22 protein-coding genes and 1 tRNA gene are annotated in these 21,856 nt (G+C 43.2%); 8 read left to right on the top strand and 15 right to left on the bottom strand.

What is annotated here, in order from left to right:
* Position 1: 1 nt before the first annotated feature.
* The 8 genes from JU57_RS07565 to JU57_RS13750 all read right to left on the bottom strand — a co-directional run bounded on the left by JU57_RS07565 (position 2) and on the right by JU57_RS13750 (position 7,739).
* Positions 2–931 carry a biotin-dependent carboxyltransferase family protein gene (locus tag JU57_RS07565; RefSeq protein WP_037959132.1) on the bottom strand — a complete coding sequence of 310 codons (930 nt, stop codon included), beginning with the start codon at positions 929–931 and terminating at the stop codon, positions 2–4.
* The gene (gene pxpB / locus JU57_RS07560; protein ID WP_037959129.1) at positions 928–1,611 is read right to left on the bottom strand and encodes a 5-oxoprolinase subunit PxpB; all 684 of its coding nucleotides are present in this window, start codon (positions 1,609–1,611) and stop codon (positions 928–930) included. Before pxpB ends, JU57_RS07565 begins: the two co-directional genes overlap by 4 nt.
* Positions 1,608–2,339 (bottom strand): 5-oxoprolinase subunit PxpA, encoded by a 732-nt coding sequence (locus JU57_RS07555; RefSeq protein WP_294876581.1) that lies wholly within the window; start codon positions 2,337–2,339, stop codon positions 1,608–1,610. The genes pxpB and JU57_RS07555 overlap by 4 nt, the downstream gene beginning before the upstream one ends.
* Positions 2,336–3,670, bottom strand: a complete 1,335-nt coding sequence (locus JU57_RS07550; protein WP_037959125.1) for a TRAP transporter large permease subunit — start codon at positions 3,668–3,670, stop codon at positions 2,336–2,338. Before JU57_RS07550 ends, JU57_RS07555 begins: the two co-directional genes overlap by 4 nt.
* Positions 3,660–4,151 (bottom strand): TRAP transporter small permease, encoded by a 492-nt coding sequence (locus tag JU57_RS07545; RefSeq protein ID WP_037959123.1) that lies wholly within the window; start codon positions 4,149–4,151, stop codon positions 3,660–3,662. The genes JU57_RS07550 and JU57_RS07545 overlap by 11 nt, the downstream gene beginning before the upstream one ends.
* A complete protein-coding gene (locus JU57_RS07540) occupies positions 4,148–5,107 on the bottom strand; it encodes a TRAP transporter substrate-binding protein (RefSeq protein WP_037959121.1) in 960 nt (319 codons plus the stop codon). Before JU57_RS07540 ends, JU57_RS07545 begins: the two co-directional genes overlap by 4 nt.
* A gap of 80 nt (positions 5,108–5,187) precedes the next feature.
* On the bottom strand, positions 5,188–5,865 hold the full coding sequence (locus JU57_RS07535) for a response regulator transcription factor (protein ID WP_037959120.1): 678 nt from the start codon (positions 5,863–5,865) through the stop codon (positions 5,188–5,190).
* Positions 5,865–7,739 (bottom strand): cache domain-containing protein, encoded by a 1,875-nt coding sequence (locus JU57_RS13750; protein WP_051906710.1) that lies wholly within the window; start codon positions 7,737–7,739, stop codon positions 5,865–5,867. The genes JU57_RS07535 and JU57_RS13750 overlap by 1 nt, the downstream gene beginning before the upstream one ends.
* A gap of 120 nt (positions 7,740–7,859) precedes the next feature.
* Between JU57_RS13750 and mnmG the strand changes: the two genes are divergently transcribed.
* From mnmG to JU57_RS07505, 5 genes are all read left to right on the top strand, one after another.
* A complete protein-coding gene (gene mnmG / locus JU57_RS07525) occupies positions 7,860–9,731 on the top strand; it encodes a tRNA uridine-5-carboxymethylaminomethyl(34) synthesis enzyme MnmG (protein ID WP_037959118.1) in 1,872 nt (623 codons plus the stop codon).
* Between the two features lie 102 nt (positions 9,732–9,833).
* On the top strand, positions 9,834–10,340 hold the full coding sequence (petA, locus tag JU57_RS07520; protein WP_037959115.1) for a ubiquinol-cytochrome c reductase iron-sulfur subunit: 507 nt from the start codon (positions 9,834–9,836) through the stop codon (positions 10,338–10,340).
* An 11-nt stretch (positions 10,341–10,351) separates the two neighbouring features.
* Complete coding sequence (locus tag JU57_RS07515; RefSeq protein ID WP_037959113.1) at positions 10,352–11,617, top strand: cytochrome bc complex cytochrome b subunit; 1,266 nt, start codon at positions 10,352–10,354, stop codon at positions 11,615–11,617.
* Positions 11,614–12,483, top strand: a complete 870-nt coding sequence (locus JU57_RS07510; RefSeq protein ID WP_037959110.1) for a c-type cytochrome — start codon at positions 11,614–11,616, stop codon at positions 12,481–12,483. The genes JU57_RS07515 and JU57_RS07510 overlap by 4 nt, the downstream gene beginning before the upstream one ends.
* 117 nt (positions 12,484–12,600) lie before the next feature.
* Positions 12,601–13,005 (top strand): hypothetical protein, encoded by a 405-nt coding sequence (locus tag JU57_RS07505; protein ID WP_037959108.1) that lies wholly within the window; start codon positions 12,601–12,603, stop codon positions 13,003–13,005.
* Positions 13,006–13,049: 44 nt separating this feature from the next.
* On the opposite strand, the gene accA is transcribed toward JU57_RS07505, so the two are convergent.
* From accA to gpmI, 5 genes are all read right to left on the bottom strand, one after another.
* Positions 13,050–13,988 (bottom strand): acetyl-CoA carboxylase carboxyl transferase subunit alpha, encoded by a 939-nt coding sequence (accA, locus tag JU57_RS07500; RefSeq protein WP_037959106.1) that lies wholly within the window; start codon positions 13,986–13,988, stop codon positions 13,050–13,052.
* 9 nt (positions 13,989–13,997) lie between these two features.
* Complete coding sequence (locus tag JU57_RS07495) at positions 13,998–15,209, bottom strand: beta-ketoacyl-ACP synthase II (protein ID WP_037959104.1); 1,212 nt, start codon at positions 15,207–15,209, stop codon at positions 13,998–14,000.
* A gap of 71 nt (positions 15,210–15,280) precedes the next feature.
* Positions 15,281–15,511, bottom strand: a complete 231-nt coding sequence (gene acpP / locus JU57_RS07490; protein ID WP_025345613.1) for an acyl carrier protein — start codon at positions 15,509–15,511, stop codon at positions 15,281–15,283.
* Between the two features lie 78 nt (positions 15,512–15,589).
* Positions 15,590–16,333: a 3-oxoacyl-ACP reductase FabG gene (gene fabG, locus JU57_RS07485; protein WP_037959102.1), complete on the bottom strand. Its 744-nt coding sequence runs from the start codon at positions 16,331–16,333 to the stop codon at positions 15,590–15,592.
* Between the two features lie 90 nt (positions 16,334–16,423).
* Complete coding sequence (gpmI, locus tag JU57_RS07480) at positions 16,424–17,923, bottom strand: 2,3-bisphosphoglycerate-independent phosphoglycerate mutase (protein ID WP_037959099.1); 1,500 nt, start codon at positions 17,921–17,923, stop codon at positions 16,424–16,426.
* A gap of 92 nt (positions 17,924–18,015) precedes the next feature.
* Here gpmI and mraY point away from each other — a divergent pair, with 92 nt between their 5' ends.
* From mraY to JU57_RS07465, 3 genes are all read left to right on the top strand, one after another.
* Positions 18,016–19,080, top strand: coding sequence for a phospho-N-acetylmuramoyl-pentapeptide-transferase (mraY, locus tag JU57_RS07475; protein ID WP_037959093.1), 1,065 nt, complete (start codon positions 18,016–18,018; stop codon positions 19,078–19,080).
* Complete coding sequence (gene murD, locus JU57_RS07470) at positions 19,077–20,270, top strand: UDP-N-acetylmuramoyl-L-alanine--D-glutamate ligase (RefSeq protein WP_037959316.1); 1,194 nt, start codon at positions 19,077–19,079, stop codon at positions 20,268–20,270. Before mraY ends, murD begins: the two co-directional genes overlap by 4 nt.
* A 52-nt stretch (positions 20,271–20,322) precedes the next feature.
* Positions 20,323–20,398: transfer RNA gene (locus tag JU57_RS07465), tRNA-Phe, on the top strand.
* 73 nt (positions 20,399–20,471) lie between these two features.
* Here JU57_RS07465 and JU57_RS13745 read toward each other — a convergent pair.
* Positions 20,472–20,900, bottom strand: coding sequence for a sugar transferase (locus JU57_RS13745; protein ID WP_051906708.1), 429 nt, complete (start codon positions 20,898–20,900; stop codon positions 20,472–20,474).
* Between the two features lie 19 nt (positions 20,901–20,919).
* On the bottom strand, positions 20,920–21,831 hold the full coding sequence (locus JU57_RS13740) for a sugar transferase (RefSeq protein ID WP_051906706.1): 912 nt from the start codon (positions 21,829–21,831) through the stop codon (positions 20,920–20,922).
* Between the last annotated feature and the right edge of the window lie 25 nt (positions 21,832–21,856).

Below are 21,856 nucleotides of genomic sequence, written 5' to 3'. Positions count from 1 at the left end.
ATTACGCTTCTTGCTCTTTAAAAAAGATGTAAAAAGCTCTTGTTGCCCTTTGCGCCTCTTTCAAACTTACCTCTTTAAATTTGACTTTTCCACCTGCTTTGAGTTGGGCAAGTTTAAAACAGTCCACGGCGATAATAGAACCCATTTTAGGATACCCACCAATCGTTTGTCGCTCTTTTAAGAGCACAATCGGTTCGCCATGACTGGGCACTTGCACCGCACCATAACAGATAGGCTCAGAGAGAATGCCTGTAGAGGAAGGCACAACTTTTTCGCCACTGAGACGGTATCCCATGCGATCACCCTCGCCTTTAAACGTGTAAGTGCTGTTGAAAAATGTCTCTTGTGCTTTGGTATCGAACATCGCTTCTTGGTAGCCTTTGACCAGACGCACGGTAATGGAATCAGGGTATTTAGGGATAAATTTTCGCTCCAGTTTTCGTCTGTCCATAGGACACCTATTTCCCAAAGTGTGCAACAGATCTCCCGTTTTGAGCTTACGCCCCTCAAGCCCACCTAGCCCCTCTTTCAAACTGGTAGAATAGCTTCCATACGCAAAAGGCGTTTGAAATCCTCCCGCAACGGCGATGTAGGCAAATTGCCCTTCGTTGGCAAAATCAAAGGCAATCACATCCCCACGCCTCAGCAGATGGGTCTGCCACAAAGCGATGCTGTGGCCGTTACAGGTAGGCTGCATATTAGCCCCACAAATAGCGATGCACATCTCGCTTCTGGCTTTAAACGAAGCACCGCCCATGGCGATCTCAATGGCAGGTGTGTTAAACGCATTGCCCACAAGAAAATTCGCATACCCAAACGCCATCTCATCCATCGCACCACTTTGCGTCAAGCCAATGTCACTCAAACCTCTGCGCCCTGCATCTTGAATCGAGCTTTGAAGTCCACCGTTTTCAACGATAAAACCGTTCACAGCTCACCTCCTAAGCTTAAAAACTCCTCTTTGGAGATGGATTGATAACGCACGTGATCGCCTACATGTAAAAGGGAAAGCCCATCATACGAAGCATCAAACATCGCGGTGGGTGTTCGCCCCAGCACTTTCCAGCCTCCTGGACTTTGGGTAGGATACACCGCGGTTTGGCGATCAGCAATGGAGACACTGCCTTTGGGAACTGCCTTTCTCGGACTCGCTAAACGAGACGTGGCTAAACGCGCGTCGATCTCACCCAAATAGGCAAAGCCTGGGGCAAACCCAATCGCATAGACTGTGTAAACCTCGTTTACATGTAAAGCGATAATCTCCTCCGCACTGAGGTTTTTCTCCTGCGCCAATAGCTCCAAATCAAGCCCAACCTCGCGTCCATAATAGACTGGAATCGTGATAATTTTAGGCTCACTCACCGCGATGGATTCTGCTTGATGAATGCTGTTTTCGATGATCTCACACACCGCATCAAAGCTAAAACGCATCACATCGTAACTGACCATCAATGATGCGTAAGAAGGAATGATCTCGTAAAAACTCTCCTGAGCCTTGGCTTTGAGCGCATGATAGGCTTTTTGCACCTCTTGGGAGATCACAGGATCGATGGAGGTTCCAAAATAGACAATAACGGACGATTCTGAGGCAATGGCATAACGTCTACTCACATGCTTTTCCTAAGGGTTTCTACCATGGCAACCGCAGCTTCATTGTCGCCATGAACACATAAGGTATCGGCTCTCAGAGCGATTCTTTTGCCAGTAATAGTCTCTAAAAGCCCCTCTTTTTGAAGCAATTTCAACCGCTCGATCACCGCTTGAACATCGTGTAACACAGCACCTTTTTGCGTACGTGGCACCAACAAACCACTCTCATCGTACGCACGATCGGCAAAGACTTCATAGATCAGCTCTAAACCAAGCTCTTTAGCAATCATTTCTTGCTTGGAAGTATCCACCATCGAGAGAATCATCAGTTTTAGTTTTGGATTTACCCGCGCTACGGCTGTTGCGACGGCTTTAAAAATGCGCTCATCTTTCATCATATCGTTGTACAGTCCGCCATGCGGTTTGACATACGAAAGTGTTGCGCCATTGGCAGTGACGAAGCCTTGAAGGGCTCCAATTTGGTAAATCACCATCGCTTCGATTTCATCCAAAGAGCAAACCATGCTTCGTCTACCAAATCCCATTAAATCAGGATACGCAGGGTGCGCACCAATACTCACGCCATGTTTCAGCGCCAACTTAATAGAACGATCCATAATCAAAGGATCGCCCGCATGAAACCCACACGCAAAATTTGCCATATCCACAAAAGGCATTATCGCCTCATCAAGCCCCATTTTCCAAGAGCCAAAACTCTCACCCGCATCACAGTTTAATTTTATACTCATCCGATCATCCTATTGGGTAAATAAAAGACTATTTCTGGGAACAATGTTACCATAGCCGTAATTAAAACCATTATAAGGAAAAAGGGAATTGTTGCTCGAATAATAAAGCCTATTTTTTCACCAGAGATGCTCTGAATGACAAAAAGTGAAAAACCGACGGGTGGCGTGATCTGTGCCATCTCGACCATAAACACTAAAAAGATCCCAAACCAAAGCGCATCAAACCCTGCTAACGTGACAATAGGAAGGACAATAGGCAGCGTCATAACCACCATGGAGATGCCATCTAACATCATGCCAAGAATGATATACATGATCGCTATAACCACAATAAGCATCAAAGGCGTTAATCCCATAGAAGCGATAAATTCACTGATAGCACGCGCAATGCCTAAAAAACCGACGACTTGCGATAAAAAGCCTGCCCCTGCGATGATGAAGCTGATCATTACCGTGGTTTTAATGGTATTGGCAAGCGCTATTTTAAAAATAGCAACACTAAAGCTTTTAAAATAGAGCGCAAGGATCATTGAAAAGAAAACGCCAAGTGCCGCTGCTTCCGTCGGTGTCGCGATGCCTGCATAGATACTGCCAATCACTACGGTAATGAGGAGGAGTACGGGGAAAAGCTCTTTAAGAGAGGCTACTCTTTGCGCCCAGGTGAAATGTTCTTTGCCGGCAGGAACAACGCGTTTATCCAAAAATGCTATCATCATAATATAAAGCGAATACGACGTTGCCAGCAAAAGACCAGGAATAATGCCTGAGATAAACAGTCGACCAATGGAGACGTCGGCTAAAACGCCGTAAATAATCATAATGATACTAGGAGGAATTAAAAAACCTAGCGTTCCACTGCCAGCCAGTGAGCCAAGGGCAAGAGATTTACTATAGCCTCTTTTATGCAATTCATCCAATGTAATCTTTCCAACCGTTGCCGTAGTCGCCGCCGATGAGCCAGAAACTGCGGCAAAGAGGGAACAAGCTGCGACATTGATGTGCAGTAATCGCCCAGGAACATTGCTAAGCCAAGGAACTAACCCGTTAAAAAGTTTATTGGAGATAGAGGAGTAGTGCAAAATCTCACCCATTAAAATAAACATAGGCAATGAGGCAAGCGACCATGAATTCATAGAGTCATAAATAGAACCCGCCAGTAAATTGCCTATCTTGTTGATAATGCTAATCGCAGGAGGAAGGTGATGATCATAAATAAGCATTCCAAAAATACCGGTGAGAAAAAGCGACGCACCAATCCAAATGGATGAGAGTAAAAAGAGAAACATCACACCAATCAGCACAGCGGATAATAACAGTGGATCAGCAATCATGAGGTCCCATCCTTTGCAGTATAAATGCAATCACAGCAAGACTAAACAGTGCAAAACCAAGTGGTAGTGCCAGTTGGGGTATGAAAAGTGGCGTAGCCGATACACCCTCAGACACAACGCCAGTTTGGTAGGAATCCCATGTCAGCAATGCCGTACGATAAAAAATAAATAACAGCAACCCCACACTCACAAGACCTGCAAACATATCAACCCATGAAGAGGCTTTAGTCGATAACTTCGCCGTCAAAAAGGTAATACGAATATGCCCATCGCGTAAAAACGTGTGCCCAAAACCAAAACAGACAAGGGCTAAGTAGAGATACCCACTGTACTCATCCGCACGCATCGTCGAGGTGTTAAAAAAATAGCGCAAGGTTATCTCCACCAAAATGAGAACTACAAGAGAAATTAACAGAATTGAAGCAACGAAAACTCCCCCAAGGGAGAGCTTCCGTGCTATCTCAATAAAAAGATGTCTCATTGCTTTTTGTACTCAGTAAAGATTTTTTTGATCATTGGATCGGCATCACTCAGATACGCATCCAGCATTTTTTGAGCAACAACATCCAACTCTTTTTTAAGCTCAGGGCTTGCCTCTTTTATCTTAATGCCATTATCGGAGATCAATTTTAATGCTACAGCATCTTCTGTTTTACTCGCTTCCCATTGCGCTTTTTCAATTGTCTCAGCCGCTTTCAGAAGTGCGTCTTGTTGTGCTTTATCTAAGCTTTTCCAGTAGTCTAAATTGATCGTCACGGCTTGCAATGGATAGGCATAATTGATCTTCGTAAAATCACTCAAAACTTCCCAAAATTTTCCATCTTTTCCTGAAGCTGATGATGTCACCACAGAGTTCACCATACCCGTACTCAAAGCGGAATAGACTTCACCCCAAGGCAATGCCACAGAACTTCCCCCCACCATGGTGATAAAATCAGCCGAGTTTTTATCGTAAGTTCTGGTTTTAAGATCACTAAAATCTGCTTTAGAGTTCATCGGCTTTTTAGTGTAAAGCCCACTCGGTGGCCAAGAGACAGCGTAGAGCATTTTTTGATTCCATGTGGCGGCGGCTTTTTCATACGCAGGTTTTGATATTTGGTAGAGTTTATACGCATCATCATACGAATTTGCTACAAACGGTAACGCAGAAATGCCAAACACTTTACCGCCACCTGCCGTGAAAGGGATAAACATATCGGTCATGGCAACCGTGCCATCTTTGACCGCTTGAAGCGGACTACCTTTGACGAGGGAACCTCCCGCATGAACCGTAATTTTCACACTCCCTTTGGTGTACTCATCCACCAACGCGGCAAACTGTTCAGCACCTTTTGTATGGACGTTGTTTGCCCCATAAATGGCGTTAAGATCCATTTTAATCGTAGCCGCCATCAAGGCGCCAACCGTACATGAAAGAAGAACCAATTTTCGTAACATACTGCACTCCTTAAAAAAGTTTTGAACACATCTTAACAGAGTGTGGTGGGGAAAAAGTGGGGAAAAAAGAGCTACATTGCTTAAAAAATAAGCCGATACCCTTCTTGTGGGAGATTCTCTAAAAACTCTATTGTTACCTTTTTACGCAACTCTTTAATAAATGTTTTAAGGGCTTCACTGCTCATGACTTTTCCATCCCAAAGGGTATCTTCGATCTGTGCATAGGTTGTGATTTTTTTCTGATTGTGAAGCAGTAACAGTAAAAAATCTTTTTCACGCTTGTTGAGGCTAATTTCAAACTCGTTCAAAAACAGTTTTCGCTCTAAGGGAGAAAACAAAAGATCACGCCCCAGTTTGATGCGCCCAAGCAATTTGCCATCCAGTGCTTTTGTAATCCCTTCTAAAAGGCGCTCCGCATTGGCAGGTTTGAGAATGAAATGATCAATCTTAAGATTAATGAGCTCCATCAAATACTCCTCTTTACTGTACGCCGTGAGCATAATAATAGGGGTTTGTTTATCGTTTTGGCGAATCGCTGCAACCAACTCCACGCCGCTCATGCCATTCATCCCAATATCGCTAATGATCAGATCGGGATGGTGTGCCTCATAAAGCGCTAACCCTTCCAATCCATGACGGGCTTCATAGACGGTTCCAAAATAGTAGGAGAGGGTTTTTGCCAATCGTGCACGAATGCCCTCCTCATCTTCCACACATAAAACGCTCATAGACTTTAATGCTTCTAAGGATGCTTCCATCACGACACCTCTACCCTAAATTTTGCCCCAAAAGCGTCATTTTCCACTTCGATCTTTCCACCCATACTTTGCTCAATAATCATTTTTGCCATGTAAAGTCCCAGACCACTGCCTTTTGAAGCTTTTTTCGTTGAGAAATAGGGTTCAAACACCATTTTGAGATGGCTTTCGTTAATGCCGCCTCCATTGTCCATCACGCAGACCAAAGCGTTGCCCTCTGGTGTGCGGCCTATCTCCACCCAAATCTGCGGCTCCTTTATTTTTCGCTCCATCAAAATATCTTTCGCATTGAGGATCAAATTGAGAATAACTTGGGCGTATTCATTGGGGTATCCTTCAATTTTAGGCGAATCAAAAATCGTTACATGTAAAGCAATATGGGAGTTTTTCAAAACCGCTTGCGCTAAGCTAAATGCCTCCTCACACGCCTTTTGAATCCAAAAGCTCTCTTTTTCTTTGGAAGGTTTAAAAAAATGCCTAAAATCATCAATTGTCCGGGACATATAGCTTAAGAGTTTATCCGCTTCTTTGGCACTCTCTTGGATCAGTTTGGTATCGGCTTGTCCAAATTTTGAAGCGGTTTCAAGCTCCATAAAAATGCCTGAAACTTCACTCAAAGGCTGCCGCCATTGATGAGCGATGATGCTCAGCATCTCACCCATCTGCGCTAACCTCGACTGCTGAAGCAGTGCCATATCTTTTTGCTTTGACTCTTCGAGAGCTTTGGTGATCTTAAAGCGCAGTGTGGCATTAAACTCTTTGAGCGCTTCGGTTTTATGACGCACCCGTTCACGGTAACTCTCAAGGGCACGATTAATCTGCTTCGTGACCAAGAAAGAGAGAAACCCCACGCACAGCAGTGAGACAAGTGCTATCACAATCACACCAAAGATATAGCGATCCATCTTCGCTTTCATCTCTTCTTTTTTCAAAGCAATCTCTTTTTGTACATCATCCCCATACACACCCGTCCCAACCACCCAATGCCACGGCTTAAACTGTGCCACATACGAGATTTTTTTAGACGGAGTTTCCGCATAAGGTTTACGCCAAAAATACTCTACAAAACCACCTTCTTCTTTTTCCAACGCTGTTTTGACAAACGTTTGGATGATCATTTTTCCAGACTGATCTTTGAGCAGTGTGTCATCTTTTCCAATACTCTCTGCTCTAAAAGGGTGCGCTAAAAGCGTATGGGTTGTGGTGTGTATCCACATATACCCACCTTCACCGTACCGTAAAGACTCGCTCCACGAGATCATCTCATCTTTCAGCCTTGAAGTCGCAATATCCAGATACTCTGCCGCCCCAATACTCCATCCATAAGGCGCTAATGGTTTGACATACACACGCCTTGGTCGCCCTACTTCGCTGGTAGCATATCCTTCTTGTTTTAAAGCCTCATGGACTGCACTTTGAAGTCCTATGCGATCCCCCAACTCTTCTAAAGGATAAAGAATATTTCCTTTCGCATCCAAGACAAAATAGTACCCTCGATGACCGCTTACATGTAAAGAAGAGAGCATCAGCAAAAGCTCTTGTCGCAAGACCTGCAAGGACTTGTTCTGCGAGCCTTTCGCAAAGAGATTGATCCCCATCATATGCACATCATCCACGCGATCTTTTAACTCCAAATCAATCGTACGGTGCATCATTGCCAAGTGGTATTCAAAGTATTGAAATACTTTTTGAATTTCATTGACCAACACCGTTTTTTGCTGTTGTAACAGTTTTTGCTCTAACGCCTGACTCTCTACATTCAGATTGGCACGCTCTATTGAGATGAAAAAAGAGAGTGTAAAGAGCGTTAAGAGCCCAATGGTCACAATAGGCGTTAGAAAAATAAGTTTTGCTAAATGCTTCTCTTCAAACATAATTGACCCAATATTTATTTTAAGCTATTGTAGCAATTTTAACGTGAACCCTACGCCTAATATACAGTCAATTCATAGTATAATGATCCAAACTATGTATGTATTGAAGGTATAAGTATTATGAAATATGACGTTATCGTAATTGGTGGTGGACACGCAGGCATTGAAGCATCCTTAGCGTCCGCAAGGCTTGGGCATAAGACCCTTCTTATCTCTATTTTAGCGGAACAAATTGGCGCCGCGAGTTGTAATCCTGCTATTGGAGGACTCGCCAAAGGTCATTTGGTCAAAGAACTCGACGCACTTGGTGGACAAATGGCACTCGCAACCGATGCTACGGGCATTCAATTTCGCACGCTCAATCTCTCCAAAGGTCCAGCGGTCAGAGGCAGTCGCGCGCAGATCGATATGGACAGATACCGCATCTATATGCGAACCATCATTTTAAACACTGAAAATCTCAGTGTCGCTCAAGAAGTTGCCGAGCAAATTCTTACCGAAGAGGGAAAAGTCACCGGCGTTATTACGGCGATGGGCAACCACTACCACGCACACAAAATCATCATCACCACGGGAACCTTTTTAAAAGGACTGATTCACATTGGCGAGTACAAACACGAATCGGGTCGTGTCGGAGAATTTCCCTCCATCAAGCTCTCTGATTCTATCCGTTCACTGGGCATCATGATGGGACGCCTTAAAACAGGAACCTGTGCGCGCATCGATGCGAAAACGATTGATTTTTCCAAAATGGAGCTTCAACCAGGCGATGAGAATCCCCTGCCATTTAGCTTTAGAACCGATCGCGCAAGCTTTAAACCGTTTCAACTCCCTTGTTACATCGCCTACACCAACGAAGAGACGCACACGATCATCGAGAGCAATTTCCACCGTGCCCCTCTGTTTACAGGGCAAATCAACGGCATAGGTCCACGTTATTGCCCTAGCATCGAAGATAAGATCAACCGTTTCCGTGACAAAGAGCGTCACCATCTTTTTATTGAGCCCCACACACGTGAAGCGACCGAGTATTACATCAATGGTTTTAGCACCTCCCTTCCAACCGATACACAACTGGGGATGATCCATTCGGTTGAAGGAATGGAAAATGCAAAGATAGTTCGCTTTGGGTATGCCATTGAGTACGACTATGTTGATCCAACCGAGCTTAGGCATACGCTTGAGACTAAAAAAGTCTCAGGTTTGTACTGCGCAGGTCAGATTAACGGAACGACAGGTTATGAAGAAGCGGCGGCGCAAGGGCTGATGGCAGGCATTAATGCCTCATTGAGCTTACGAGAAGAAGAGCCGTTGATTCTAAGACGCGATGAAGCGTATATCGGTGTGTTGATCGATGATTTGGTCACTAAAGGCACGAAAGAGCCGTACCGTATGTTTACGTCGCGCGCGGAGTATCGTTTACTGCTTCGTGAAGACAATGCTGATTTGAGGCTCACACCGTATGGCTATAAAATTGGCCTAATCGATGAACAAACGCATGAACACGTGGTCAAAAAACAGATGCAGTTAAATGAAGGACTTGCCTACCTTGAAGAGACGACGCTCACGCCTTCCAATGAGAACAACGCCTTTTTAGCGAGTATTGGTGAGGAGAAAATCACCGATAAAGTCACACTTCAAAAGATCGTGGCAAGGTCTGAATTTACCGTAGAAAAGCTCGAAAAGTTAGCACCGATGCTCAGCGCATTTAACGAAGATGCAAAAGAGCAAATTCTCATCGAAGCGAAGTATAAAAACTATATTGAGAAGCAAAAAGATCAAATCGATACGATGAAAGAGATGATCAACGTTAAGATTCCTGCGATGATGGATTTTAGTTCGATTTCAGGGCTGAGTAACGAAGTGGTGGAGAAGTTACAACGCTTCAGCCCTCCCACACTCTTTGCTGCCAGTGAGATCAGCGGTATTACACCCGCGGCTTTAGATATTTTACATGTATATATTAAAATACATAATAAAAAAAATAATTGACGCAAGATTGACGTAAATCTGTCATAATTGACACATGTCATAGATTCTTAATAAATGATGCGATAAAATTGTCACAAATTAAACTACACGAAAGGAAAAAGAATGGCTGTTGAAACAAGCAGAAGAGACTTTATAGGCATGGCATTCGGCGGTTTTGCAGCGGCAGGTGGTGTTATAGCCCTTGGCGCTATGAAAAAGACTTGGGACCCACTTCCAAGTGTACAATCTGCTGGATTCATCACCGTTGATCTCTCTCCTATGAAAGAGGGAGAAGTCCAAACGATCCAATGGAGGGGCAAGCCGATTTTCATTTTGAAAAAAAGTGCGGATATGCCAAAAAATGAGAAACGTGACGTTGTTGCTGGTGGTAGTAGCTATTCCGTAATGATAGGACTTTGTACCCATCTAGGATGTATTCCAACATGGACACCTTCCACAAAACAATTTAAGTGCGCCTGTCATGGTGGCGAGTTTGATGCCAGTGGTGTCAATACGTTTGGACCACCACCAAGACCAATGGACATTCCTCCGTTTAAAATAGATGGAGCGAAGCTTGTTCTTGGTGAAGAAGGACCAGAATATAAAAAACTGGTAGCTAAGAAAGCGTAAAGGAGACAAACGTGGCAGAAATTAAAAAAGCGACAGGCTTTATCGATTGGCTCGATCAACGATTAGCCGTTAATAAATTCATCAAAGTGATGATGACGGAGTATTGGATTCCTAAAAACATCAACTTCCTTTGGGCAATGGGTGTTGTTTTAATGGTTCTCTTTATGATTCTTATCGTATCAGGAATCTTCCTTTTAATGTACTACAAACCAGACATTAAACTCGCCTTTGACAGTGTTAACTACACCATCATGCAAGAGGTAGAGTATGGCTGGTTATGGAGACATATGCACGGTGTTGCAGCGTCTGCTATTTTCCTTGTGATTTACATCCATATGTTTACAGGTATCTACTATGGCTCGTACAAAAAAGGGCGTGAAATTATCTGGTTAACCGGTATGGCACTTTTTGGTATGTTCTCAGCAGAAGCGTTTAGCGGTTATATGCTTCCATGGGGACAGATGAGCTACTGGGCAGCCCAAGTTATTACCAACCTTTTTGGCGGTATCCCTTTCATTGGTGAATCATTAGTTATTTGGATCAGAGGTGACTTCTTGGTTGCAGATGCTACATTAACACGCTTTTTCATGTTACATGTACTCTTATTGCCACTGGTTATTCTCTTACTCATTGCCGTTCACTTCTACTCTTTAAGAATACCTCATGTCAATAACCAAGAGGCTGAAGAGTTAGATTTTGATGTAGAAGCTAAAAAATACCTTGATGGTAAAAAAGTAGAATCTAAAGTGGTTCCATTCTGGCCAGTGTTCCTCTCCAAAGATTTCTTTGTTGTAGGTGTAGCACTCACCATTTTCTTCTATTTGGTCTGTTTCCACTTTAACTTTGCAATGGATCCTATTAACTTTGAACCTGCAAACAATATGAAAACACCTGCGCACATCTACCCTGAGTGGTACTTCTTATGGAGTTATGAAGTGCTTCGTGGTTTCTTCTTTGATATTGGTGGCGTTGCGGCGATGGACATTGGTTTAGCAGCGTTTGGTTTTGCAAACGTGATTTTTATGTTGCTTCCTTTCTTGGATAGAAATACAGAACATACCGCACCTGCCCATAAACGACCGCTCTTTTTTGTTTGGTTCTGGTTACTGTTAATCGATATGATCGTTTTAACCGTTTATGGCAAACTTCCTCCAACGGGTAACAACGCATGGGTTGGCTTTGGTGCGACCATTACGTTTCTTGTCTTATTTATTCTGCTTCCAATCATTACGAAAATGGAAGCGAACTGTAAATGTAATACTGGAGGTTGCAAATGAGAGAGTTAAAGATATTAGCCGTTGTCATCTTCTTTACGGCGGTGGTCTATTGGGGTGTTGAACCTTTTGCGCATTCCCAAATGCACCCTCATGTAGCACCCGCTGATTTTGCCTTTAAAGACCTAGGTGTCTCTGCAAAAAAAGGCGATGCAGCCAAAGGGGCTGAAACCTTCTTAAATGCGGGCTGTATTGGCTGTCATGGTGTGAGTTCACAAGGTATGGCAGCACCCATGGATAATGCCAGTGCTTCTGCGAGCTTTGGTGTTGTACCACCTGATCTTAGCACGGCAGGTGCGATCTATGATAAAAACTTCCTCGCAGCGTTGATTAAAGATCCAACCAAAGCGCTTAAAGTCGAGCATAAGTTTAATGAGTCTCGTCCTCACCCGATGATCGCGTTCTTTGGTTTGGGTGGCGATATTGATCAAGAAGTAGCAGACATTGTTGCGTACCTTCAAAGCATTGCTCCTGTTGCTCCAATGGATGACAAACAAGTCTATGCAGATGCGTGCCAACGATGCCATGATATGAAGTATGACAAATTGATGAGTACGACCGATAAAGCGGCATTAATGGCCTATATGGGAACCGTACCACCTGATCTTTCTATCATGATTCGTGCTAAAGGTGCTGAGTATCTTTCAACCTTTATCAACAATCCACAAAAACAACTTGCAGGCACTTCTATGCCTCGCGTTGGTTTGACTGAAAAAGCTCAAAGCCAAGTCATTGCCTATATGGAAAAAGTGGGTGATCGCAAAAAAGCTGAGAGAGAAGACCTTGGGTATAAACTCATTGGCTATATGGTGCTCTTTACACTCCTTGCCTATGCTTGGAAAGTGAAAATCTGGAGAGAAGTTCACTAAAAACGTTATTGCCTCTTTGGGACTCTTAGGTACGAATACGCCTAGGAGTCCATGCCTTCTATATGCAACCGCTACGATCAATGAGAGTTACATGTAAAACATTAAAAGGAGGAAATTATGAAACACTACACACTACTACTCACTTCCCTTGCTCTTTGCAGCTCTCTTTACGCCTCTGAGACTGAAAAAGTGAATGCCATCGCAATGCTGAGCATGGAGAATGGTCTCTCCAATATTCAAAAAGGATTTTTGTACAACAATCTTGAGCTGATTCAAAACGGTGTTAACATTGTGCAAAAAGAAAACGCTGCCTACCATAATCGCGATGTTTTGAAGTCTATTTTGCCTGAAAATAAAAAGCAGATGGAAAATCTAGCACTCATTACCTCAAAACGTATTGATAATGCTGCCGATGAGATGAAAAGCTATTTGGCGCTTAAACAGATGAAAAAAGCACACAGTGCCTTTTCAGATATCGTCAATGCCTGTACCGATTGCCATACGCTTGTTCGTGGTTGGTAAAATAGCAGAAAAAGAAAGTTTTAAACCGCTAAGAGATCTATCTCTTAGCGCTCTTCATACGCTCCAATAGAGATAATGCGTTCATAACGTTTCGCCATACGCTCTTCGTTACTCAGTTGATCAAGCTCTTCTAAAGATTTTAAGAAATAATCCCCCAGTGCTTTGGCTGCACTCTCTTTATCACGGTGCGCACCAATGAGGGGCTCATCAATGATCGCATCGATCAGTTTAAGCTGATACAGATCTTCTGCTGTAATTTTCATCGCTTTGGTCGCATTTTCTTGCTTACTAGGGTCATTCCATAAAATAGCAGCACAACCCTCCGGTGAAATAACGGAAAAGACAGAGTAACGCATCATTGCAACCCTATCGCTGACACCAATTGCTAAAGCACCACCACTTCCACCTTCGCCAATAACGACAGAGATACTTTTTGTATTGAGGCGACTTAGTTCAAAAAGGTTCTTTGCAATCGCTTCACTCTGCCCTCGCTCCTCTGCTGCAATACCTGGGTAAGCACCGGGAGTGTCAATCAAAAAAAGAATTGGAAGATCAAATTTTTCTGCCATTTTAGCAATGCGAAGCGCTTTACGGTACCCCTCGGGATGTGGCATACCAAAGTTACGTTTGATTTTATTTTTGGTTCCACGGCCTTTTTGTTCACCGATTAAAACGACTTTACGCTCACCAATGTACCCAATATAAGAGACAATCGCGGCATCATCGGCAAAGTTACGATCGCCATGAATTTCATAGCTATCGTGTAAAAGAGCACGAATATAATCTAAGGCGTAAGGGCGATCAGGGTGACGCGCAAGCTGAAGCTTTTGGTATTCACTGAGATTTTTATACGTTTTAGAGATCTCTTTAGAGAGCGTTTTTTCTAAAATCTCGACAGCATGGCTATCGCCTTTGATTTTGGCGTTGGAAATATCCTCATCAATCTGCTTAATCCCATTCTCGAAATCCAAATAAGTCGCCACTACAATTCCTTACACACGCTTAAAGATCACAGAGCCATTCGTTCCACCAAAGCCAAACGAGTTACTCATGGTATATTCTGCTCTACATTTGCGCGCTACATTAGGGATATAATCCAAATCACAATCGGGGTCTGGATTTTCATAATTGATCGTTGGAGGTAAAAGCTCATCACGCATTGCCATCAAACAAACAACCGCTTCAATCGCTCCAGCGGCACCCAAGCAATGTCCAATTTGACCTTTAATCGAACTGACTTGTGGTACATTCTCACCAAAAAGTTCTTTAATGGCAGCCGTTTCATTTTTATCGTTTGCAGGAGTGCTGGTTCCATGCGCATTGATATAATCAATTTTCGGGCGACCTGCCATTTCATAGGCTGCTTTCATCGCGCGAAGTGGGCCATCTAAACTTGGGGAAGTAATATGGCTTGCATCACCACTCTCACCAAAGCCAACGACTTCAGCGTAAATGTGAGCTCCACGGGCTACTGCATCCTCATAAAATTCTAATACCAGTGAGCCTGCACCTTCGCCCATGATAAAGCCATCGCGTTCTGCATCAAACGGGCGAGAAGCCTTTTTAGGGTCATCATTACGGGTAGAGAGTGCTTTCATCGCAGCAAAGCCGCCAATACCTGAAGCACAAATCGCCGCTTCCGCACCCACAACCAGCATCTTTTTAGCGCCACCGGTCAATATCGTTTTGGTTGCATCACTGATCGCGTGCGTTCCCGCTGCACATGCCGTAACGGATGAAAGGTTTGGTCCTTTAAGTCCGTATTCAATGGAAACCATGCCACCAAGCATGTTGATAAGCGCTGAAGGAATGAAAAAAGGAGAAATTTTGCGAGGGCCTACACCATTAACGATCACGGAGTTTTTCTCAATAACCACTAAACCACCAATTCCCGAAGCAGAACTGACACCAAAGGATTCAGCTTCATAGGCTGCATCAAACTTTGCATCCGCCATCGCTTCTTTAGCAGCAGCGAGTCCTAGTTGAATAAAACGATCCGCTTTTTTAACCTCTTTGGGATTCATAATCGTATTCGGATCAAAATCAGTAATTTCGCCAGCAATTTTTACGGTATGCTCGGCTGTGTCAAACGAACTAATGCTTTTAATGCCACATTGACCTTCAACGATAGCTTTAAAAGAACTCTCTTTATCCAAACCTAATGAATTAATCATTCCTATACCAGTAACAACGACTCTTTTCAAATTTTTATCCTCTTTAGTGATCTTTGTGGGGAAGGGAGAACCCGCCTTGGCGGGTTGTGTGTGTTATAAAATTATTTATGTGCTTCAATGTAAGACATAGCATCTTTAACAGTGACGATTTTTTCAGCGTCAGTGTCAGGAATTTCAATGTCAAATTTCTCTTCGAGTGCCATAACGAGCTCTACAACATCTAAAGAATCTGCGCCCAAATCTTCTACGAATTTAGAATCTTCTTTTACCTCGTCAGGATTGACATTTAATTGTTCAACAACCACCGCTTTTACATCATCAAATAGTGCCATTTACTAGCTCCTTTAAAAAATTTCCACTATTTTATCAAAAAAACCTTTAATTTGAATTTGTTACATGTAAACTCCCGTTTACATGTACATGCCGCCATTGACCTTTAAAACTTCACCGGTGATGTAACTGGCACTATTGCTGAGCAAGAAAGCAACCGACTCTGCAATGTCTTTAGGGCTTCCAAAACGTTTGAGTGGGATTTTTGAGGTGTACGATTCTTTAATTTCATCACTTAATTTATCCGTCATTTCTGTGGCAATAAACCCAGGCGTCACCGCGTTAAAGCGCACATCTCTCGCACTGCCTTCTTGTGCAAAACTTTTGGTCATCGCGATCAAACCGCCTTTACTGGCACTGTAGTTCACTTGTCCCGCATTGCCCGTCTCACCGACAATCGAAGCAATATTCACCACACAGCCAAAGCGTTTTTTACTCATTACTTTGAGCGCTTCACGACACCCAATGAACGCAGACGTGAGGTTAATGTCGATGACAGAGGTAAAGTCCTCTTTTTTCATACGGATCGCGAGTTTATCGTTGGTGATGCCTGCATTGTTGACCAAATAAGAGAGCTCCCCATCCGCATCAACGATGGTTTTAATACCTTCCACAAACGCCTCTTCATCGGCGACATCAAAACCAATGACAGCTGCTACGCCACCGTTGGCTTCGATCTCTGCTTTAATGGCGTCCGCTTGTTCTGGGCGTGAACGGTAATTGATCCACACTTTAAGACCATACCCTGCCAATGTGACGGCGATCTCTTTACCAATGCCACTCGCAGCACCGGTGACTAAAACATTTTTTCCACTAAATTTCATTTATTTCCTTTTTACATGTAATTTATTTTTTACACGCCAAAAAAGCAAAGCTCTTTTGGCTACGCTGCGTTATGCACTAAAGCTTGGCTCTTACGAGCCAGAAAACTCGACTAAAGGTTGATCCATTTCGCTTGGAATGGGAAGTCCCATTATCTTTAAAACGGTCGGCGCTATATTATTCAACCCACCTTTTTGCACGTTTTGAACGCGTTTATCCATGACAAAACCGTACACTTCAAACGTTGTGTGATTGGTCAATCTAGCGCCCGTATCATCAAACATCTGTTCACAGTTGCCATGATCACTGGTCAATACGATCGAATAGTTAGCCTCTTTCGCTTTCCTAAACACTCTTCCAAGCTCATGATCCACCGCTTCCACGGCGCGCGTTGCCGCTTCTAAACTGCCTGTATGTCCCACCATATCGCCATTGGCAAAATTCACCACGATAAAATCATACGCTTCATCCATCGCTTTTAACACCGCGTCACCGACCAAAGCTGCACTCATCTGTGGTTGCAAATCATACGTTTTGACTTTAGGACTGGGAACCAGAAGTCTGGTCTCACCCACTTTTGGCTCTTCGACGCCACCATTAAAGAAAAACGTGACATGCGCATATTTTTCAGTTTCAGCGGTATGAAACTGCGTTAGTCCGAAGCGCGAAATCACATCGCACAGTGTATTGTGTGGCGTATCAGCTTGAAACATAATCGGAAAAGGAAAACTGCTGTCATACTCGGTCATGGTGATGGACGCCACACCGTTTAGGGTACGCGAAAACTCTCCAAATTCACTAAACCCAATCGCCTTCGAGAGCTCGCGCATACGGTCATTGCGAAAGTTGGCAAAGATCACACCATCGTTACGGTGCATGCCATTATAAGGTTCAAATGCCACAGGTTCCACAAACTCATCGGTGATACCTTGGTCATACATGCCTTGTAAATATGCTTTTACATGTAAAGCCGTTTGAGGCTTCGCGTCGACCATCGCGCGGTATCCCTGCTCAACTCTCTCCCAACGATTGTCACGATCCATACTGAAAAATCGCCCCGAAATCGAAGCGATGCTAATATTTTCATTGCAAATGGCTAAGAGTTGCTCTAAAAACGTAATCCCAGAAGTAGGTGAAACATCGCGCCCATCGGTGATCACATGCAGATACACACGTTTTTTTTGCGCTTGCACAATCTTCGCAAGATCGATGATATGATCGATATGCGAGTGCACGCCACCATCGCTGACAAGCCCAATAATGTGAATCGCACCCTTTACATGTAAAAGCTTGGTTAAGGCTGGATTGGTCGCAAGCGAACCATCCGCTGCCGCTAAAGAGATTTTGACTAGATTTTGGTACAAAATACGCCCACTGCCGATGCACATGTGTCCCACTTCACTATTACCCATTTGCCCATCAGGAAGCCCAACACTGAGCCCAGAAGTAGCGATAAAGTTGTAAGGAACATCCTTGAAAAGTGTGTCATACGTCGGTTTATGCGCGGCGGCAAAAGCATTGGCGGTTTGGCTCACATTGTGTCCAATGCCATCGGTAATAATCAATACGGTTTTCTGAACCTCTGGTTTCAAAATGGTACCTTTTGTTATAAGCTTATAAGCAATATCTTACTAAAATGTTGCTTTTATAAAAATATATCTCTTAGAAGCTGGAAGTAACATTCATGCTATATGCTCTTTACAAACTCACCTCCATTAATCTTTTCCAATACATCACTGTACGTGCAGGCGTCGCCTTCTTTTTAGCCTTTATTTTGACCATCTATTTGATGCCAAAATTTATCAAATGGGCCAAATCACGCAATGCCAATCAACCGATCTACTCGCTCGCCCCACAAACTCATCAGCAAAAGAGTAAGACGCCAACGATGGGTGGTATTGTTTTTTTATGTGCCGCAACACTTTCTGTTCTGATGTGTGCGCGTATGAACAATCTTTTCGTACTCTCAGCCCTTGCTTGTATTTTGCTTTTTGGACTGATTGGGATGAAAGATGATCTTGCCAAAATTTTAGGTAAAAGCAACACCGCAGGACTGACACCTCGCGCAAAACTTGGCTTACAGATTCTCGCATCGTCTATTATCGCATTGATTTTGTACATAGCGCTTGACCTTGATACCACCTTTTTTGTCCCTTTTTACAAATTTCCGCTGTTTGATATGAAACTTCTAGCCCTTGGATTTTGGATACTGGTGATGATCTCAGCCAGCAATGCGGTCAACCTCACAGATGGACTGGATGGTTTGGCAACGGTTCCTTCCATCCTTTCGATTCTCTCACTGGCTGTGTTTGTTTACGTGGGCGGTAACGCCTTTTTAAGCAGCTACTTACTCCTTCCAAAAGTGGGTGGCAGTGGTGAAGTGGTTATCGTCGCAACCGCTGTGATGGGCTCACTGGTTGGCTTTTTATGGTTTAACTGCTACCCAGCGGAGATCTTTATGGGCGACAGTGGAAGCCTTAGCATTGGTGCGTTCATCGGCTACATGGCGATCATCTCTAAAAATGAAATTTTATTGCTTTTAATCGGTTTTGTCTTTGTTTTAGAAACGGTTTCGGTTATTTTACAGGTAGGAAGTTTTAAAACGCGCAAAAAACGCATCTTCCTTATGGCGCCGATCCATCACCACTTTGAGGTGAAAGGTTGGCCAGAAAACAAGATTATCGTGAGATTTTGGATTATCGCGCTCATGTCAAATCTTTTAGCACTTACGGCACTCAAAATCAGATGATAACACTCTTCGGACACGGAAAAACAACCAAAGCCATCGCAAAACGCTTTGCAGGGCAATGTCAAATTTTTGACGACAACTTTACATGTAAAAATACAGACGCGTTGGGTAACCTCTTGTTACCTCCCTCAGAATTCGATCCAAACAGCAGTAGCGTCGAGATCCCCAGTCCTGGATTTCCGGCCCATCACCCTCTCATTCAAAAAGCCCTTCACGTCACCAGTGAATACGATTTTTTTAAAGAATCGATGCCATTTTCCATTTGGATCAGCGGAACCAATGGGAAAACGACCACAACGCAAATGTGCGAATTTCTTTTGCAAGCACAAGGTGCGCAAGCCGGTGGCAATATCGGAACACCTCTAGCAGAGCTTGACGCAAACGCGCCTATTTGGGTCTTGGAGACCAGTTCATTTACGTTTCACTACACCAAAATAACGGCACCTGATATCTATTTGCTCCTTCCCATCAAACCTGACCATTTAACATGGCACGGAAGTATGGAAGCCTACATCGACGCCAAACTTTCTCCGCTTGCGCGTATGCGCGAAGGCAGTGTTGCCATCCTTCCTAAAGCGTACGCGAATCTCAAAACACTCGCACATGTCATTGCGTACGACACCGAAGAAGATTTAGCAGAACAGATGGACATCGACATCGCAAACATACGTTTTAAAACACCGTTTTTACTCGATGCTGTTCTTGCAACCTGCGCTCAAAAAATTCTTTTAGACACCGTCGATTACGAACTTCTGAACACCTTTAAAATCGATCATTACAAAATCGAAGAGTTTCATGACACACAAGGACGTCTTTGGGTCGATGACTCCAAGGGAACCAATGTCGATGCCACAATAGAAGCACTCAAACGCTACAAAAACGATGAAATCCTCATTGTCCTAGGGGGTGATGACAAAGGCGTTGATTTACAAGAGCTTTTTGATTTTATGAAGCCTTTACATATAACGATTTTTGCCATTGGCACGAACACCGAAAGACTTGCTTCCTTTGCGGAAAAAGAAGGCATACAACTTCATAAATGCTTCGTCATCGAAGAGGCAATGAAACAGATTCACGCCGTGCACACCACCAAAACCGTAGCCCTACTCTCTCCAGCAGCAGCGAGCCTAGATCAGTTCAAATCCTACGCTCACAGAGGTGATCGCTTTAAAGAGTTGGCTTTAGCCTAGGGCTAAGCTACTCTTAAAGTTTTTAAGCTATAATTTCAACTCTTCAAAGCGTGGCTGGATAGCTCAGTCGGTAGAGCAGGAGACTGAAAATCTCCGTGTCGGCGGTTCGATTCCGTCTCCAGCCACCACCAAACTTCATTTCTTAAAAATCAATAATTTTGCAAAACACTTCTAAGATTTCGTATGATTCTTTCCGAGCTCTTAGTAACTCCCTTTTCTACCCAAAACAACAAGAACCGTTTTAATCAATATCTGTATATCAAGCTCTATAGACCAATTTCTCACGTACCAAACATCGAGCTGAACGCGCTCATCATAGTCAATGTCATTGCGCCCACTCACTTGCCAAAGACCCGTGATACCAGGTTTGACTGCTGTAAAATACTCAAAATACTCACCGTATTTTTGGATCTCAGCCTCTGTGATAGGACGAGGCCCTACCAAAGACATCTCCCCTTTTAACACGTTAATGAGTTGGGGAAGTTCATCCAACGAAGTTTTACGTAAAAATTGACCGATTTTGGTGATGCGTGGGTCATCTTTGAGTTTAAAGTCTCTCTCCCACTCTTCTTTACTTTCTTCACAGGTTTCTAAGAGCTCTTCAAGGCGATCGTCCGCATCAATGTGCATCGTGCGAAACTTGTAAACTTTAAACTTTCGCCCCCCCCAAACCAACACGCTCATGTGCAAAGATAGGATGACCTTTGGTTGCCACATACACAACGCTGTAGAGCCATATTAAAAAAGGAGCTGTTAGCAATAACGCAACAAAAGCGACACTCATGTCAAAGAGTCGTTTAATCGTTTGCTCCACAGGACTCAAAAGGTTATTTTTTATATAAAAAGCCATTCCTTTATGATAAATCGAACTAATAAGCTCTCCATTAATAATAGGAACTTTTGTCATTTTGGGCAAAACAATGACTTTACGAACACGCCGTTGAATATGATTAACCAAAACATTGAGATCAAAAAATGAATTATCTTCCAAATCAATAACGGCAGAATCATAATAATTTTTTTCTAATAATTGGTCTATCGCATCATTGACCGCTTGAGGCGAAAGTTGCGTCACATTGATGATTTCTTGGATATCGTAACCAAAGGGATTACCCTTTGCAAACCATTTTCGAATGTTTTTCAGTCCTAGATCATCGCAAATCACAAAAACAGGTAGCCTAAAATAGTGAAATTTAAAAAAAACTTTTTTAAGATAGTAAGACCATAGAGCGTTCAAATTGTTAAGAAGATAAAATATACATACTATTGCCCGTGAAGTTGTATCATTCATTTTTGCAAGTGCAATCACGATCAAAATAACTGCTAATGCAAAAAAGTTTGCTTTGAGCGATAACGTAATGGCATTAACCGTTACCATTCGATTGGTCATCAAGCGCAAATAAAAATAACCTAATAAATAAATAACAATCATCCAGCTATAGTGAAAAAAAGAATAATGCAAATCTATCTCTAAAAAAATGTCTGCAATCGCAAAAGAAAGATAAAGATTGACTGTTAAAAAAATAAGACTTATTATAAATTTGAGTAAAAAATATCGCACTTATTACTCCCCCATCAAAATACAT

The sequence above is a fragment of the Sulfurospirillum sp. SCADC genome (assembly GCF_000743525.1).
Classification (GTDB): domain Bacteria; phylum Campylobacterota; class Campylobacteria; order Campylobacterales; family Sulfurospirillaceae; genus Sulfurospirillum.
The sequence above is the reverse complement of the archived record's forward strand: the minus strand, read 5'-3'. Positions and strand labels throughout refer to the sequence as shown.